At 37.2% G+C, this 17,585-nt stretch carries 16 protein-coding genes; 10 read left to right on the forward strand and 6 right to left on the reverse strand.

Translation table 11 applies throughout. The features are described from left to right. The first annotated feature begins 30 nt into the window (after window positions 1-30). Complete coding sequence (locus AC6EJA_RS03120; protein WP_498503134.1) at window positions 31-2,094, forward strand: HDIG domain-containing metalloprotein; 2,064 nt, start codon at window positions 31-33, stop codon at window positions 2,092-2,094. A gap of 19 nt (window positions 2,095-2,113) precedes the next feature. On the opposite strand, the gene AC6EJA_RS03125 is transcribed toward AC6EJA_RS03120, so the two are convergent. The 3 genes from AC6EJA_RS03125 to AC6EJA_RS03135 form a co-directional block, all read right to left on the reverse strand. Next, the gene (locus AC6EJA_RS03125) at window positions 2,114-2,503 is read right to left on the reverse strand and encodes a hypothetical protein (RefSeq protein WP_498503135.1); all 390 of its coding nucleotides are present in this window, start codon (window positions 2,501-2,503) and stop codon (window positions 2,114-2,116) included. A 248-nt stretch (window positions 2,504-2,751) separates the two neighbouring features. After that, window positions 2,752-2,985: a hypothetical protein gene (locus tag AC6EJA_RS03130; RefSeq protein ID WP_498503136.1), complete on the reverse strand. Its 234-nt coding sequence runs from the start codon at window positions 2,983-2,985 to the stop codon at window positions 2,752-2,754. Window positions 2,986-3,069: 84 nt separating this feature from the next. Continuing rightward, a complete protein-coding gene (locus tag AC6EJA_RS03135) occupies window positions 3,070-4,692 on the reverse strand; it encodes a 2-isopropylmalate synthase (RefSeq protein ID WP_498503138.1) in 1,623 nt (540 codons plus the stop codon). A gap of 255 nt (window positions 4,693-4,947) precedes the next feature. Here AC6EJA_RS03135 and AC6EJA_RS03140 point away from each other — a divergent pair, with 255 nt between their 5' ends. Further along, the gene (locus tag AC6EJA_RS03140; protein ID WP_498503140.1) at window positions 4,948-6,516 is read left to right on the forward strand and encodes a glycoside hydrolase family 57 protein; all 1,569 of its coding nucleotides are present in this window, start codon (window positions 4,948-4,950) and stop codon (window positions 6,514-6,516) included. On the opposite strand, the gene crtL is transcribed toward AC6EJA_RS03140, so the two are convergent. Further along, window positions 6,513-7,709 (reverse strand): lycopene beta cyclase, encoded by a 1,197-nt coding sequence (crtL, locus tag AC6EJA_RS03145; RefSeq protein WP_498503535.1) that lies wholly within the window; start codon window positions 7,707-7,709, stop codon window positions 6,513-6,515. The two genes, AC6EJA_RS03140 and crtL, sit on opposite strands and share 4 nt — an antisense overlap. 29 nt (window positions 7,710-7,738) lie before the next feature. Beyond that, entirely contained in the window at window positions 7,739-10,363 is a 2,625-nt protein-coding gene (gyrA, locus tag AC6EJA_RS03150) for a DNA gyrase subunit A (protein ID WP_498503141.1), read from the reverse strand. 652 nt (window positions 10,364-11,015) lie between these two features. Here gyrA and AC6EJA_RS03155 point away from each other — a divergent pair. The 4 genes from AC6EJA_RS03155 to rsmD all read left to right on the forward strand — a co-directional run bounded on the left by AC6EJA_RS03155 (window position 11,016) and on the right by rsmD (window position 14,011). Then, window positions 11,016-12,179 carry a GuaB3 family IMP dehydrogenase-related protein gene (locus AC6EJA_RS03155; protein WP_498503142.1) on the forward strand — a complete coding sequence of 388 codons (1,164 nt, stop codon included), beginning with the start codon at window positions 11,016-11,018 and terminating at the stop codon, window positions 12,177-12,179. A gap of 216 nt (window positions 12,180-12,395) precedes the next feature. Next, window positions 12,396-12,719, forward strand: coding sequence for a thioredoxin (gene trxA / locus AC6EJA_RS03160; protein ID WP_498503143.1), 324 nt, complete (start codon window positions 12,396-12,398; stop codon window positions 12,717-12,719). Window positions 12,720-12,807: 88 nt separating this feature from the next. After that, window positions 12,808-13,401 carry an imidazole glycerol phosphate synthase subunit HisH gene (gene hisH / locus AC6EJA_RS03165; RefSeq protein WP_498503536.1) on the forward strand — a complete coding sequence of 198 codons (594 nt, stop codon included), beginning with the start codon at window positions 12,808-12,810 and terminating at the stop codon, window positions 13,399-13,401. Window positions 13,402-13,408: 7 nt separating this feature from the next. After that, on the forward strand, window positions 13,409-14,011 hold the full coding sequence (rsmD, locus tag AC6EJA_RS03170; RefSeq protein WP_498503144.1) for a 16S rRNA (guanine(966)-N(2))-methyltransferase RsmD: 603 nt from the start codon (window positions 13,409-13,411) through the stop codon (window positions 14,009-14,011). Here the strand turns inward: rsmD and petG are convergent. Next, on the reverse strand, window positions 13,992-14,111 hold the full coding sequence (gene petG, locus AC6EJA_RS03175) for a cytochrome b6-f complex subunit V (protein ID WP_036917974.1): 120 nt from the start codon (window positions 14,109-14,111) through the stop codon (window positions 13,992-13,994). The genes rsmD and petG overlap by 20 nt on opposite strands. A 54-nt stretch (window positions 14,112-14,165) precedes the next feature. Between petG and AC6EJA_RS03180 the strand changes: the two genes are divergently transcribed. The 4 genes from AC6EJA_RS03180 to bchI all read left to right on the forward strand — a co-directional run bounded on the left by AC6EJA_RS03180 (window position 14,166) and on the right by bchI (window position 17,582). Further along, on the forward strand, window positions 14,166-14,552 hold the full coding sequence (locus AC6EJA_RS03180) for a c-type cytochrome (protein WP_498503146.1): 387 nt from the start codon (window positions 14,166-14,168) through the stop codon (window positions 14,550-14,552). Window positions 14,553-14,562: 10 nt separating this feature from the next. Further along, complete coding sequence (locus tag AC6EJA_RS03185) at window positions 14,563-15,288, forward strand: RNA methyltransferase (protein WP_498503147.1); 726 nt, start codon at window positions 14,563-14,565, stop codon at window positions 15,286-15,288. A 175-nt stretch (window positions 15,289-15,463) separates the two neighbouring features. After that, window positions 15,464-16,411, forward strand: a complete 948-nt coding sequence (locus AC6EJA_RS03190; RefSeq protein WP_498503148.1) for a serine hydrolase — start codon at window positions 15,464-15,466, stop codon at window positions 16,409-16,411. Between the two features lie 79 nt (window positions 16,412-16,490). Then, window positions 16,491-17,582 (forward strand): magnesium chelatase ATPase subunit I, encoded by a 1,092-nt coding sequence (gene bchI, locus AC6EJA_RS03195; RefSeq protein ID WP_498503150.1) that lies wholly within the window; start codon window positions 16,491-16,493, stop codon window positions 17,580-17,582. Window positions 17,583-17,585: the final 3 nt, after the last annotated feature.

The raw sequence follows: 17,585 nt of genomic DNA on the forward strand, positions 1-17,585 counted from the left end.
AAAATACCAAGCTTGAAAAAGATTTGGAGAATGTGGCTAGGCAGCCAATCTCCAAAAAGATCTCTCCTTAAATGGGGATCTGCAGACAAAGCAGGGCTACTACTTGTTTGCCTAGTTACTGCAGTTGTTTCAAGTTACAAGTTACTTGCAGTACCAGATATTAAGCCTGGAGATTTATCTTCCTTCGAAGCAATAGCCCCTAAAGAAGCTCTTATAACTGACAGTATTGCTCTTCAAAAAAAACGTTCCGAACTTCTCTCTTTAACTTTTGTACAAGTCATTGATAAAAAAGAATCAAAGAAATTATTAAATACAATTATTGAGAATACAAGAAAAATTGAAAGATACATAGAGAAAAATGAGATTGATCGCCTACCAATCAGACTTTCTGAAGAAGAAAAAATTTGGCTCAAAAAAATTAATCAAAAAGAAAGAGATATTTACTGGAAAAGAATCAACTTGGTGTCAAAAAGAATGCTAAGTCAAGGACTGGTAAAGAATCTTGATAAAGAACAATTGAGAGAATCTATATCCTCTCAACTTTCTGAATTCAAAAGTGAAGGAAATAATTTCTCAAATATAGGAACAAATATAATAATTGATGTTTTTTACGGCAAAAGTAACCTAAGGCATGATCCAAATAGAAGTCAGAAACTCTTTGAACAGCAAATTACAGAACAAGTAATACCAAAATATCCACTTATAAAGCAAGGCGATATTATTATAAGAAAAGGAGAGAGAATAACTCAAAAACGCTTTGATATACTTTCCCATTATGGATTGATAAAAAGTAGTCCAAGGCCATATATTTGGTTTATTAAATTTACTGAAGTATTTGCTATTTGTGGGATATTGCTTCTTATTTTAAGACGAGAAAAACCACGATTAAAAGCAAGACAAGCATTACTTTCTCTTGGTCTATTATTAATCGTTCAAATTAGTAAAATTTGGTTCGGCGCTTCGATTAGTCCCCTAGGTTTACTTTTAGCACCTACCTTACTTCTCTCGCAGGGGATCGGAACATCCACTGCCCTTGCTTGGATGGCCATTGGTAGTCTTGTATGGCCAATGCCTGTTGGTGGAATAGGAGAAGGGCGTCTAATAATTGCATCAATCGCTTCAGCATTGGTAGCTTTCCTTGGAGGAAGAATGAGAAGCAGAGCTCAGATTTTGCAAATTGTTGTTTTGGTACCTTTTGTCGCTCTTGCTGCAGAGTGGTTCTTTTTTAATAGAGATATTTCGAATAAAATATTACCCGAAGAAAATGTTATTCAAAACCCTGAGAGTCTTTTTACTGAGGCGATATTTGTTAGTGCGATGTTAATGATTACGATTCTACTTATTCCAATTATTGAAAATACATTTGGACTTCTTACAAATGCAAGACTCATGGAATTAATGGACCAGGAAAAACCCCTACTTAGAAGATTATCAAAAGAAGCACCGGGCACATTTGAACACACATTAACCATTTGTGGTCTTGCCGAGGAAGGTGCGAGAAGTATTGGAGCAGATATTGATTTAATTAGGACAGGAGCTCTTTATCACGATGTAGGAAAGTTACATGCCCCTGATTGGTTTATAGAAAATCAGGATGATGGAATAAACCCACATGATCAAATTAACGATCCATACAAAAGTGCGGAAGTTTTGCAAGCGCATGTTGATGAAGGACTAAAACTTGCAAGAAGATATCGTCTTCCAAGCCCAATTGCTGACTTCATACCAGAACACCAAGGTACTTTAAAAATGGGGTATTTCCTTCATCAGGCAAGACAGAGAGACCCAAGTGTCTCAGAAGCAAAATTTAGATACAAAGGGCCCATCCCAAGGTCAAAAGAAACTGCAATATTGATGCTTGCTGACGGTTGCGAAGCAGCTTTAAGATCATTAGATAGCTCCACAAATGAGTCTGAAGCAAGTACGACTATTAAAAAAATAATCGAGTCTCGCCAGAAAGATGGCCAACTTTTAGATAGTAATCTTTCAAGAGCAGAGCTTGAATTAATAAATAGAGGTTTTGTTCGTGTGTGGAAAAGGATGAGGCACAGAAGACTCAAATATCCAATAAGTTCAAAAAAAGTCTTCAAGTAATAATAATTTAAAAATTTAATTAAAGTCGTATTTTTCTATGACCTGGCCTACACCAATAAACTAAAGCAATGAGATTTAAAAGTGCAATTAGCAAAGATAATCCACTCAAACCAAACAAATCCCCCTCTTCGATTAATCTATAAATGCCATAAGGAAGCGTTCCCGAGACTGCCATTGATAAGGCAATAATTGAAAGGATTACCCCCCATTGCCTCTCTGCAAAAAGTGCTGAGGCAGCAACGATTCCAACAACTGCAGCAGGCCAACCAAGAAAAACTGCAGACCATAGGTTTGCCCATTTTAAAGGTGGACCAGAACTCACTACAAAAGCAATAAATGGTATCGCAGCAATATTTGCTAGCAGGCCTAACCAAGCAAAAGTCCAGTAACCATTAAGAGAACTTCGCATTAAGAAAAATTTTCTACTACTAAGTTAATCAAATGTCAGAGAAATAATCAAAGTTAAAGAAAGGTTTTAGTGATTGAAATAACCTGTTGATGTCCTAAATGATTTTCTAATGTAAATTACACCTAATAAATTTGTTAATTTTATCCAATTTTTTTTAAGGTCAAGAATTATCTTAAAACTAACTTTTTAAATAGCAAAGAATAGATTAAATAAAATTTAAACTTACCTAAAACCAATAAAATCTTAAATCAGGCTGACTGGGCAGAATTATGCTGATATCTGACTGTTCTCCATGATCCATTACTGGTTAAGACCTCTATTCCAATAGAACTGTCACCCAGAAGATTACTGTGTCCTTGACGTTTGATCCATATTTCTGCAGCTCCCAATGCCGCCTCAAGAGACTCGTATGGCGCGTCTAAAACTTTATGCGGCCTGCCATCCAAGCCGATAAGCCTATAAATACTTTGCTCAAAAGCCATAAATCACCAACTAACACCATCGAATCATATATGCAGGCCCATATGACATTACAAGAGTAAAACTACTGAAAATAGAATTTGAGGTCAAATAGTTTGATGTTGTGTAGGTTTTAACTGGTTTTTCGGAGAGGGTAAAGGCTTATTTTTACTAGAGGACACTAGTCGGTTAATTGCATTTGTATATGCCTGAGCAGCAGCAACAACTACATCTGTGTCTGCAGAATGACCAGAAAAAAGCTTGTTCTCAAACCTAACTCTTATAGTTACTTCCCCTAAAGCATCAATTCCCTCTGTCACTGACTTAACAGAAAACTCGGTTAATTCGTTGGGTATTCCAACCAAAGAATCAAGAGCTCTAACAACAGCGTCAACAGGGCCTGTCCCCAAAGAAACTGAAGTTTTTTCTGCTCCTTCTTGATCGATAAGTGTCACAGTTGCTGTTGGTTTTAGAGAAGTACCACAACTTACTTGAACGAGTTTTAGCTGATAAAAGGACTCTGGTTGTTGAACTTGTTCGCTAACAATTGCCTCTAAATCTCGATCAGTTATTTCTCTCTTTCTGTCAGCAAGATCTTTGAATCTGGCAAAGGCATCATTTAAATCCTCCCTATTCAAGTCATATCCAAGTTCCTCTAGTCTTGCTCTAACTGCACTTCTGCCGCTGAGCTTACCTAAGGAAATCCTATTGTCAGTAAGTCCGATTGTTCTAGCATCAACAATTTCGTAGGTAAGTCGATTTTTAAGAACTCCATCTTGATGTATTCCAGATTCATGAGCAAAAGCATTTGCACCGACAATGGACTTATTTGGCTGAACTATCATTCCAGTTAAATTTGAAACCAGTCTGGAAGTTTTAGTTATTTCTTCAGTCCGAATAGCAGTCAAAGGAGTAGGACAATCGACTTCCCTACCAAAAAAGCTATTAAAATAGCCCTTTCGTACATGAAGACACATAACTAATTCCTCAAGGGCAGCATTTCCCGCTCTTTCTCCAATCCCGTTGATAGTGCACTCGAGTTGACGAGCTCCGTTCTTTACAGCCTCAAGGAAATTTGCCACAGCCAAACCAAGATCATTATGTCCATGAACAGAGAGTATGGCTTCATCCATATTTCTTACATTTTTATTGATATCTGCTATCAGGCTGCCAAATTCAGAAGGAGTCGTGTAGCCAACCGTATCGGGAATATTGATTGTGCCTGCGCCTGCAGCTATGGCCTTTTCAATAACCTCAAAAAGAAACTCTGGATCACTTCTAGCTGCGTCCTCACAGGAAAATTCAACATCATCTACGAGACTTTTAGCATAATTAACCATTTCAGGAACTATTTCCAAAACCTCATCTCTTGTTTTCCGAAGCTTATGCTCAAGATGAATGTCACTAGTAGCGATAAATGTGTGTATTCTCTTCCTGGGAGCAGGTGAAATCGCATCGGCACAGGCTTTTATATCTGATTTTGAGGCCCTGGATAATCCACAAATAATTGGCCCATCATCCCCACCAACTATCTCAGCAATTTTCTGAACAGCAGCAAAATCTCCTTGGCTTGCAAAAGGGAAACCTGCCTCAATTACATCAACTCCTAACCTCGCAAGTTGTTGAGCTATGGCAAGTTTTTCTTCTAAATTAAGGCTTGCACCCGGAGATTGTTCACCATCTCTCAAGGTGGTATCAAAAATCAAAACTCGCCCTGGATCTTTTGCCATAACAACTTCAAATTTTCAAGTTGATTGGTAAATTTATCAATCATTGTAATTGATTTTTTATGCTTAAGTTAAAAAATACTAATGATTAATATAATTTGACCAATTCAATTCTCATCATTTATCACCTCAAGATGTTCAAAGAGATGGAATAATTAAGAATTAAATGAAAAAAAATCTTTTAATCTAAAAAAGTCTGACAAAATCGTAATATCTATTCCAAAATAAATTCAAATCAACCTTTTGTTGATCTAAAAGTTGCAAAAAGGGAAACTAGCTTTTGTACTTCATGCTCACTTGCCATATGTGAGGTCATCTGAACCTGGATCGTTGGAGGAAGATTGGTTTTTTCAAGCTTTACTAGAATGTTACCTTCCATTGATCAATATCCTTCAGGAATCGTCATCATGCAAAGATCAAGATCCCAAGCTTACCCTTAGCCTATCCCCAACCCTTTTATCACTTTTTGATTGTCAAGAATTGAAGAACCGTTTCCCAAGTTGGATAAAAATAAGGTTGGAATTACTTAAAAATCTTCCTAATTCTCATGATCACATCGCAAGATATTCATATAGTTTCATCGAGGAGCAGTTAATAATTTGGGAGAATTGTCAAGGAGATTTAATCTCAAAGTTTGCGAGTCTGCAAAAACAAAAAACAATTGATCTTTTAACCTGTGCCGCAACTCATGGGTACCTTCCACTTCTGAGAGAAAACCCTGAATCAATTATTGGACAATTAAGAACCGCCTCAAGAGAGCATACACGTTTAATCGGTCAAGCACCACTAGGAATATGGCTCCCGGAATGTGCTTATTACGAAGGTCTTGACTCATTAATGGTAGATGCTGGACTTAGATATGCCGTTCTTGATGGACATGGCTTACTTCATGCTACTCCCCGGCCTAGATACGGATTATATGCACCTATTTGCAGCAAAAATGGGGTGGCTTTTTTTGGAAGAGATAGCAAGTCAACTTTGCCAGTTTGGTCAGCAACACAAGGTTATCCTGGTCACCCTGAGTATAGAGAATTCCATAGAGATCTTGGTTGGGATTTAGATAAAGATCAACTAAAGAAGGTTGGCATTAATGAACCCAGACCTTTAAGTCTTAAGTTCTATAAAGTTACAAGTCAAAGTCTGCCTCTTGCAAATAAAGAATTTTATGAGCCCCAGAAAGCAAAAGTAATAATAAAAAAACATGCAAAAGATTATTTGCGGGCTAGACGAAAACAACTTGATCAATTGATTAATGTGTCTGGTATTGAACCAATACTTGTCGCACCTTTTGATGCAGAACTTTTTGGTCATTGGTGGTTTGAAGGGCCACAATTCTTAGCCGAAATCTTCTCTCAATCAAAAAATGAAGGTATTGCTTTTACCCGACTTATTGATCAACTATCAAATAGTCCAAATATCCAACTTTGCGAGCCATCTCCATCAAGCTGGGGGCAGGGAGGATATCACAATTATTGGAGTAATGATAGTAATTCTTGGATAATCCCTGAATGGAATAAAGCATCAAGTGCTTTTATTAAAAAGTGCTCCTCGACTGTCAGTAATAGTACGGAGATGAAACTTCTTGAACAAGCAGGTCGAGAGTTGCTATTAGCTCAATCCTCAGATTGGAGTTTTATTATTAGAGCTGGGACAACCACGCAATTAGCTAAGGACAGAATTAACCTTCACCTACAAAGATTTTGGAGTCTATACAAATTAATTGATGGTTTTGAATCTATATCTACTGAAGATTTAAAAAAAATAGAAGAAGAAGATTCTTTATTTCCATCAATCATGACAAGTGACTGGATTAAGAATCATTATTAGTTAAGGCCAATCATTCCAAGTCGAACATCATTAGGGGCCATATAAAAAAGCCTCAACATTACTATGATTAATTTTGGAAGCGGTAAAGTATTAGCCAAAAAACCAGACCAATCTTTTTTGGGTAGCTTAAAAAATGCTATGAAGAACTTTCTTAATAATGATTCTTCAAAGCTCATTAGTCTTTTCAATCCAAACTGATAAAGCCTATGTCTTTGAACAAGTTCAGGATTCCAGAGAGATTGCCAGCCTAGTTTTGCCAAATCCTTCGAGCTCAACTCAGGTTTTAAATTAATTGCATCAGCAATAGCCTTTGCCAAGGTTGGAGCTCTTCTCAACAATGCTCCAACCATATAACCTGATGCAGGATGCACCATACTTGCAGAACCTCCAAAAGCCAAAAGTGATTGGTTTAAATAAGGAAGAGGTAAATTCATTGGAAATAAACAGTTCTCTTCATGGAAAATTTCCTCAATTTGAATACCTCTATAAGCAAGTCTGGAGTAAAGTCTTTTCTCTAAAAGTTCTTTAGATAATGGTGGATAACAAGCCAAAGATGTTTCTTCAACAAAAAATACATTTTCACCAAAATCCATTGCATACAAAAAAGATGGGGGTTCGGACTTCTCTTTGCAATTAAGATGATCAGGCCTAAAGTCCATCAACACAAATTGATCTTTCTCAACAGGAGGACGACTAAAACGACCAACTATTCCATAGGCCGCTTGTTGGGCAACAGGTCCTTTATTTGGTCTTAAAATAAAAGGGCTTTTATGACCTATCGCATCTATAACTACTCGGGCTATATATGTCTCACCTGAAGTACAAGTAACTAGAGTTTTTGAGTTTACAAAACCTATCTCTTCGACTGTCTGTACATCCCATTTTAAGCCTAGACATTTTTTCAGGAGTGCCTTCTGCAGAGCAACAGAATTAAAAAGCCCATAGTCAAAATCATGCTTAGTGGGGAGATTCCCATCGATGTCAATGGCTTTTGATTTGCCAAAAAAACTTACAGTATTAGACCATCTATGTTCCAATAAAGACTCCATACCAAGTGATTCAAGTTCCTCAGCCCAAATTCCATATGTATTAGACCATGGCGTTTCAGGAGAGATCGAGGCTATGGCCTTAACTTTTAACCCTTGTTGAATTAGTTCCGAAGCTATACATAACGCTGCAGGTCCAGCTCCCATTACTAATACGTCGGTAGTATTTTCCAATTTCAATCAGAGGAATTCTTTTTTGGCAGCGAGATATCATTTGCACTTGGTTCATCAATATCATTTGCATCTTCTTCTTCAGATTCATGAGGGACCAAAACCATTTCAGATAACTTGTCTCCAGGGTCAAGGCGTTGTATTCGAACACCAGTAGCAGCTCGCGATTGTTGAGAAATATTATCAGCACTAGTTCTTACTATTACTCCACGCTCGCTTACTAATAAAAGTTCTTCACCTTGTCCAAGTACTTTTAATCCGACAAGAGCATCACCATCAAGTCTAAATTTCATTGCTCTTAATCCCATACCAGCTCTTTTTTGAAGTCTGAATTGAGTGACAGGTACTCTTTTCCCAAGACCATTGGCAGATGCAACCAAAACCCAAGGCCCTTCATTGGAAGTTAATCCATTTCCTGTTTCATTTTCTTCTGGTGTTCTATCAATACGATCAGCAAGTTCGACAGGCAGAACATCCATACTTACCAATGAATCACCAGATCTTAGATTCATTGCCCTAACCCCTCTAGCAGTTCTTCCAAGAGGTCTTAACTCATCTTCATTTAGACGGAAATGAATAGTCATACCAGCTTTGGAGCCAATAAGAACACTATCCCCAGCAACAGCCAAACGGACCCATGTCAAGGCGTCACCCTCTTCAAGACCAATGGCAATCAATCCATTAGATCTAATCTTATTGAAAGCAGAAAGAGACGTCCTTTTTATAAAGCCACCTTTTGTGAGCATTAAAAGATGTTTATCTTCATCAAAAGAAGAAACTGATAAGAGAGAGGTAATCGCCTCTTCGCGAGGGATTGGCAATAACTGTACTATGGGGGTCCCTTTAGCCGCACGACTACACTGAGGTACCCTATATGCAGGCAAGGCATATGAAACACCTCTATCACTGAACAACAATAAAGTGTCATGGTCATTACAACTTATAAACAATTTAACTTCCTCCTCACCATGGCTACGAGTTCCAGCTTTACCTCGAGTACCTCTACTTGTTGCTTCAAATTCACTTACAGGCATTCTTTTTAAATAACCTGTCTCTGTTAAAAGAACGACCGATCTTTCATTAGCTATTAAATCAATATCCTCAAGCCCTGCGCCAAGATTCAATATTTCTGTTCTACGAGGACAATTATATTTTTCATACAGGGCAGAAAGTTCTTCTTGAATAATGGCAAGGACTCTTTCTTTTCTATTAAGTATGTCTTTTAAATCTTCTATTTTAACTAATAGGTCTTCATGTTCTTTTCTTATTTTTTCTGACTCTAAAGCTGTCAAACGTCTTAACTGCATTTGGAGTATTGCATCGGATTGAGTCTCCGTTAAACCATGATTTTCCTGTAACTTTTGTTTAGCAATCGCACTATCTGGAGCCGATCTAATCAACTGAATTATTTCATCAAGATTATTCAGCGCCAGCAATAATCCCAAAAGCAAATGATCCCTCTCCTCTGCTTTTGTCAATAGATACTTTGTTCTTTTTTCAATAGTTTCAACTCGAAAACCCAAAAACACTTCGAGCATTTTTCTCAGCGATAAAGTCAAGGGCTCACCATTAACAAGGGCCAGCATATTCGCGCTAAAATTACTTTGAAGAGGAGTAAGTTTAAAAAGATTATTTAATACTACCTGTGGATAGGCGTCTCTCCTTAATTCAACTACTACTCTCATGCCATCCCGATCACTTTCATCTCTAATATCACTTATTCCTTCAAGTTTTTTATCATTAACCATATCGGCTATTCTTTCAATCAAAGCAGCTTTATTAGTTTGGTACGGCAATTCAGTGATAATAACCGCGTCTTTATCTGGTCTACCAGTAACTTCAATTGTTTCAATTGCAGCTACACCTCTCATTGTTATTGAACCCCTGCCAGACAGATAGGTTTCCTTGATTCCATTTTTGCCAAGTATTTGACCACCCGTGGGAAAATCGGGACCTGTAATAATATTCATTAATTCCTGATCAGATATATCTGGATCGACAATTAAAGCCTTCATACCTTCGATTAATTCTCCCAGATTATGAGGAGGGATATTTGTTGCCATTCCTACCGCAATTCCTGAGGAGCCATTTAGTAAAAGCTGAGGTATGCGTGCCGGTAAAACTGTTGGTTCCTGCTGAGATCCATCAAAGTTATCAATAAAGTCAACAGTCTCAGATTCAATATCCTCAAGAAGACTATCTGTTGTAAGAGACTGCAAACGGGATTCCGTGTACCTCATCGCCGCAGGGGGATCATTATCCACCGATCCAAAATTTCCATGCCCATCGATGAGGGGCATTTGCATTGAAAAGTCTTGCGCCATCCTCACAAGAGCGTCATAAACCGCTGTATCGCCATGAGGGTGGTATTTGCCTAAAACCTCTCCAACGACACGTGCACATTTTCTATATGGCCTATCACTGGTCAAACCCAATTCATACATTGCATAGAGAATTCTCCTGTGCACAGGTTTAAGACCATCTCTGGCGTCGGGGAGAGCTCTCCCAACAATTACACTCATCGCATATTCCAAATAGGAACGCGACATCTCGTTTCTTAAATCTGTCTGGATGATCCGATTATCCGAATCTTCAGGACCACTATTTACTGGTCCCATTGGATCAGCCATGAAAGAGGGGTTAACCGGTCCCTACGATATATCGATAATTCACTTGTGGATACCAATTTTGTCCAAATAAGCGTACTTTCGTCTCTTTCTTGACGCTTAACGCACACGAAAATCTTGTTTTCTAAATTTAAATACCCAATTCGGTAACAAAAGAGTCACAAAAACACACTCGCCAAGCCAATATGACCAAATAAATCAGTAAATTGACAAGCAATCATCCAGATTAAAGTTTTTCGCAAGAATCAATATCATCATCAAAGCAGATCAACCTTTTAAGTACGGGCATTGCAAGTCTAATTAATAATATATTTTAGATATCAAAATGAATCTTAAGAGGATTTATTTCAATACCAGGAATCAAGAATTATTAATCAAATTACAGGTTAGATAATAAAGCCTATAACCGCTGCGAGCAATTACCTGGAAACAATTACTAGACTTATTAATTATAAAAGGCAACGGCAGTAGTTATTATTTGGATAAATCATTTATATTTTTCCAATATAAAGAAACATAATTTGATGCAAGTTCTAATCAAAAACGAATTTGGACTGCAATGATCCGCAAATGCAGATTTTTAATCATATATTCAGATTAATTACAGCTTTTTACTCGTCAGTTGGTAGTTTTACTTCACATTATTTAGCCAAATGTGAATATTAAAATTGGACACAACAAAACTGTTCGTCGAGCTTATGGGATCGATGAAATAGCTCTTGTACCTGGATCCAAAACTATTGATCCAATGGTAACTGACACCAGCTGGGAAATCGGAGGAATCAAAAGAGAAGTACCCATTATTGCAAGTGCAATGGATGGAGTTGTAGATGTTGAAATGGCTGCCTCTCTATCAAAGCTTGGCGCAATGGGTGTTCTTAATATCGAGGGAGTACAGACAAGATACGAAGATCCAAAACCAATACTTGAAAAAATAGGCAGCGTATCAAAAGAAGAATTTGTGCCATTAATGCAGGATATTTATAGTTCACCGATAAAAAAAGATCTGATAACAAAAAGAATCAAGGAAATAAAAAAATTAGGCGGAATAGCAAGCGTCAGCAGCACTCCTCTGGCAGCTATTGAACATGGACAAACAATTAAGGACGCTGGTGCAGATCTATTCTTTCTGCAGGCAACTGTTGTTTCAACTGAACACCTGGGCAGGCAAGGTAATCAGAATTTGGACATAAAGGATCTCTGCAATAATTTTGGGATACCTGTTGTAGTAGGGAATTGCGTTACTTATCAAGTCGCTCATAATCTATTAAAAGCTGGGGCGGCTGGAATACTCGTTGGAATAGGTCCTGGCGCGGCATGCACTTCTAGAGGTGTACTGGGTGTTGGGATTCCACAGGCAACTGCCGTAGCGGACTGTTCTGCTGCTAGAGATGATTTCTATAAAGAAACTGGAAAGTACGTCCCTGTCTTAGCAGATGGGGGAATTGTTAACGGTGGAGATATTTGCAAATGCATTGCTTGCGGGGCAGATGCTGTAATGATCGGATCTCCTATTGCAAGAGCGAATGAAGCCCCTGGGAATGGTTATCACTGGGGAATGGCTACCCCTAGTCCTGTTCTTCCGCGTGGTACCCGAATTAAAGTTGGTTCGACGGGAAGTCTCGAAAGGATTCTAAAAGGTCCTGCACTTTTGGATGATGGAACCCACAATCTTCTTGGAGCTCTGAAAACATCAATGGGTACCCTCGGGGCAAAAACAATTAAAGAAATGCAACAAGTTGAGATTGTTATCGCACCGTCTCTCCTTACAGAAGGAAAGATTTATCAAAAAGCCCAACAACTTGGGATGGGAAAATAAGACTTTTTTTAGGTTTACCAGATATGTGAAATTTAAGTAGGAGTAGAATTAAGAAGTGTTGGCTTAGGCCCACACACTCCTCACACACCCTTGCCCGACATGTTCGGGCTTTTTGTTTTTTGCTAGCAAACGGTCAAAGTTAATACAAGTGATGGCAGCATCTCATTTATCAGGCAAAATGTTAGATATAAAACTTCTTTCGTAAATTCAAAAGGTATGTCAAGCGCTCCTGCTGTTACAGATTCTTCCTTTGAACAGGAAGTCCTCCAGAGCAACGTACCTGTTCTCGTGGATTTTTGGGCTCCATGGTGCGGCCCTTGCAGAATGGTGGCTCCAATTGTCGAGGAGATTTCAAAGGATTTCGAGGGGAAGATCAAAGTATTTAAATTAAACACTGACGAAAATCCCAACGTTGCCAGCCAATATGGAATAAGAAGTATTCCAACTCTTATGATTTTTAAAGGAGGACAAAAAGTAGACACAGTTGTAGGAGCTGTACCAAAAGCGACACTCTCTGGAACAATTTCAAAACATTTGTAGATCGAAGAATAAAAAAAATGACAATTTTGCTTAATTTAAGCCTTACATATTTGGAGTAAATGTGAATATTGGCCTAATTGATTATGGGATGGGAAATCTACACTCTGTAGAGCAAAGTTTTAAACGATTAGACATATCCCTTACAAGGTTCAAATCTCCAGAAAAAATGCATAAATTTGATGCATTGATTCTACCTGGAGTTGGCTCTTTTGACCCTGCTATAAAGAATTTAGAGAAAACAACATTAGTCCCATATCTATTAGACTGGGTAAAGAGTGAAAAGCCCTTATTAGGAATATGTTTGGGCTTACAGCTTCTTTTTGATTACAGTGAAGAGGGGACAAATAAAGGTCTGGGTCTATTCAAAGGTAAAGTAAAAAAAATACCACATTTTAAAGATGAAAAAATACCTCATATGGGCTGGGGCAAACTTAAAAGCGAAAGGAATTGTCCATTAATAGCAGATGAAAATAAACATCAATGGGTGTATTTTGTTCATTCCTATTCAGCAATCGTCTCAGAAGAAAAAGATTTAGCTGCATCTGTCCCTTATGGCAATACTAAACTAACAGCAATCGTTTGGAAAAATAATGTTGGTGCTTGTCAATTCCATCCAGAGAAATCAGGTAAAACTGGCCATTTGATTTTATCTCAATGGGTTAAATGGTTGAAAAATCAATAGTTAAAAATTGAATAATAATATCAAACTCTTAGGAGGCAAAACTTTAATAAGTCCAAAAGGACTTCAAACAAGACCTACGACTGGAAAAGTTAGAGAGGCTCTTATTAATATTCTTAAAGATGATATTTCTGATTGCAGTTGGTTGGATCTATACAGCGGAACTGGTTCTATTAGCTGTGAGGCAATTCAGAGTGGAGCTTTTAGAGTCTTGTCTATTGAAGGTGATAAAAAAACATCTAAGATATGTCTATCAAATATAAAATCTATATCTATTAATTCTTCTGAAAATTTCCATCACGAGGTTATTCATGCAGAGGTAATAAAAACTTTAAAGTTAGGATGTAAATACAACTCATCTAAATTTATTAGTAAATTTCCAAAAATTGACTTTAGATTTGATTTTGTCTACCTGGATCCACCTTTTAATTCAAATTTATATGAAATTACTCTTGAAAACTTGATATTAGGAGAATGGATTAAAGAAAAAACAATAGTTATTTGCGAATACGCAACTAGAGAAATGTTTCAAATATCAAATAAGTGGAAAAAAACCAAGCAAAAGAATTATGGGAATGTGGGAATTGTATTCCTCACTCCCAATCCGGCATAGCGCTACCTCTTCGGTATTGATTCCATGCCGCCACGAAAAGGCCTAATATTGTTATTGGAACCAGACCTAAAACGATTCCGCATAAAAGAGGTTCAATCATTTTTTTATGCTTTTGTCCTATTAAACATGATTCTCCCACGTCGTACATGATTTTGTGATAGTTCCTTCATCATCAGTGCAATTAAATACATTCCTTAAAACAACTCTGGTTAGGTTTTTTCTGCCTGCTGGTGTTGCTTTCTCTCTATTTTTAATTTTTTGGTTTTTTGGGAATTATCATTCTGATCCATTCATCTCAGTTACTCTCAGATCAGAGGGTTCGATTAGCAAAGGGAACCGAATCTTCAAAACAAATTGTGTCGGATGCCATGGAATATCGGGTCAAGGTTTAGTTGGTCCTGACTTACATGGGGCAACCTCAAGACTTAGCGATGGAAAAATTGTCAATCAAGTTGTAAAAGGACTAACTCCGCCTATGCCAAGTTTTGAGATTGATCCACAATCAATGGCCGATTTGCTGGCATACATGCATTCACTTTAATTAACTCCATATGAACCTTAAGCAAATTAAGCTTGTGCTTGTTGAACCGAGAGGGGAAGTGAATGTTGGAAGCGTAGCAAGACTTTGCAATAACTTTGGAATAAATGAACTTAGAATTGTTTCTCCCCGTTGCGAGATAAATTCTCTTGAAGCAAGCAGAATGGCTGTCAAGGGAAAAGATCTGCTTAAAAAAGCAACGATTTACCACTCCCTTTTAGATGCAATTTCTGACTGCACCCGCATTATTGCGACTTGCGGAAGAATAAATCATGGAGAAATACCTTTGCATACTGATACTGAAGTTGCCGAGTGGATAAGCGAAAGTTCATCCGAAACATCAATTGCACTCGTTTTTGGGAGAGAAGATAAAGGTCTTAAAAATCAAGAATTATTACTTGCCCAAAAAGTAATCAGTCTTAGCATCTCAGAGGAAAATCCCTCTCTCAATCTTTCTCATGCAGTAGCAATTATTCTCTATCAAATAAAAAATTTCAAAAAATCGAATTTTAAAGAAAAAAGATCATTAAAAAATGATCCTTGTCCACCCAGCGAATTAGATAGTTTTTTAAAAGATGCCCAGGATCTTCTTCTTGATACAGGATTTCTCATAGAGCACACAGCCTCAGCGCGAATGAATAAATTAAAAAGTTTTTTTCTAAGATCTGAAATACGAAAAAAGGAAGTCGCATTAATGAGAGGGATTATTAGACAATTCAGATGGGCTTTAAAAAAATAATTATTTTTTTAAAGCCATAACTTTTCAGGCTAAAATCTAAATAGTTTCATAAACCTAATAGAAAAAATTGAATAAATACATCAAATTTTTTATTAACATAATCCTTTCTGGAATTAGCCTTGGAATAATTTCTGGCTCATTAATAAAATTATTTTCTTTAAAACAAGTTAATAAAATGCAAACAAGTCTTTCAAAAAATTATATAGAAGATATAAAAAACAATAGATTTATTGAATCCAATAAAATTAATACAAATCCTAAAGAAATAAAATTACTTAGCGAAAAAATAAAACAGCTTGCAGAACAAAATAAAGATCTTGAGACAAGTGCCTATATTTTACTTCCTGGAAAAAATTTGTTTGCTGAATTTGATGGTGATAAGGAAATATCATCCGCCAGCACTATAAAAATCCCAATACTATTATCAGTACTTAATATGATTGATAGAAAAAAAATTTATTTAAATGAGACAATCAAATTAGAAGAAAGTCTCATTGGAGGGGGGGCTGGTTGGATTGCATATGAAAAACCCGGAAGTTTTTTTCCTGTATATGAATTAGCAACCGAAATGATCAGAGTTAGTGATAATACTGCCACAAATCTATTAATAGATCGTCTTGGTGGAATTGATGAGGTAAATCAAAGTTTTATTTCAATGGGTCTTACTCAAACAAAAATCAATAATTTATTACCTGATTTAGAAGGAACAAATGTATCAACAGTAAAAGACCTTATTCAGTCAATAGCGTTAATAGATTCAGGGGTTTTTACAAGCCTTCAGCAAAGAGATTTGTTTAGAGACATTATGAGCACTTCAAAATCAAATAATCTTATACCAAAAGGAATATTGAATTCACTTGGGGTCAATGGAAATAATGTTGATTATCAATTACTGATCAAGGGTTACAGAGTTTTTAATAAAACCGGTGATATTGGCACTACTTATGCGGATGTAGCCTTAATTGAAATGCCTGACGGAGTAAAGGCCTATGTAGGTATCAACGTCAAGGGACCTTTCAACGACACTAGGTCTGCTGATTTGATTAGAGAGATATCCAAATCATTCATTGATTTCATCAAGTCCGAATCAATGAAAACAAACAAGAAGAATTACCAATCTTAACCTGGCATTTATTGAGCAAGTAAACAGTTCGCTTGTAACCTACTTATGGAAAAATATAAAACAACAAAAACTACAGCCAGTGAGTTCTTCCAGGAAGCGCAGAGTTTTCCCTTTCACAGCCGTGATCGGGCAAGAGGAAATGAAATTAGCTCTTTTGCTAAATGTAATTGATCCCAGGATTGGGGGGGTAATGATAATGGGCGACCGGGGAACGGGAAAAACCACGACCATAAGGGCACTTGCAGATTTACTCCCAGCGATACAAACAGTAGAAGGAGACCCCTACAACAGCTCTCCAACTGATCCTGATTTACAAAGTACAGAAGTTCGTCAACGCATTGATCAAGGAGAATCTTTATCAACTCAGGACAGTCAAGTTCCAATGGTCGATTTACCTCTTGGAGCTACTGAAGATAGACTTTGCGGAACTATAGATATTGAGAAAGCTCTTAGTGAGGGAGTAAGGGCCTTTGAGCCTGGTCTTTTAGCAAAAGCAAATAGAGGTTTGCTTTATGTTGATGAAGTTAATTTGCTTGATGATCATTTAGTTGATGTTCTTCTCGATTCTGCGGCATCTGGTTGGAATACTGTGGAAAGAGAGGGAGTATCGGTAAGACACCCAGCTAGATTTGTTTTAATAGGATCAGGTAACCCTGAGGAAGGGGAACTCAGACCTCAGTTACTGGACCGATTTGGTATGAGTGTTGAGGTTTGCACTGTCAGAGAGGCTGAATTAAGAGTCCAAGTCGTTGATCAAAGAACTGCATTTGATAATGACCCTGAGGAATTTTCACTCCAAAAGAAATCAACCCAAGATTCTCTTCAAGCAAAAGTAATAGAGGCTCAAAATAGACTTCAAGAAGTAAATATTGATGAAGACCTTAGATTGAAAATATCTGCAATTTGTGGAGAACTTGATGTTGATGGATTAAGGGGGGACATTGTCACCAATAGAGCCTCAAGAGCACTTGCAGCCTTTGAAGGCAGAAATGAAGTTACTGAAGAAGATGTAGCAAAAGTCATTTCCTGCTCTCTTAGACATCGCTTAAGGAAAGATCCACTAGAGCAAGTTGACTCTGGTGAAAGAGTCATCAAAGCTTTTTGCAAAATTTTTGAAAGGAATGATGATGAAAATAATCTGGAAGATTTTAAATTAACTTTTTCAAACTAGAAA

This window comes from Prochlorococcus sp. MIT2309, assembly GCF_059772305.1.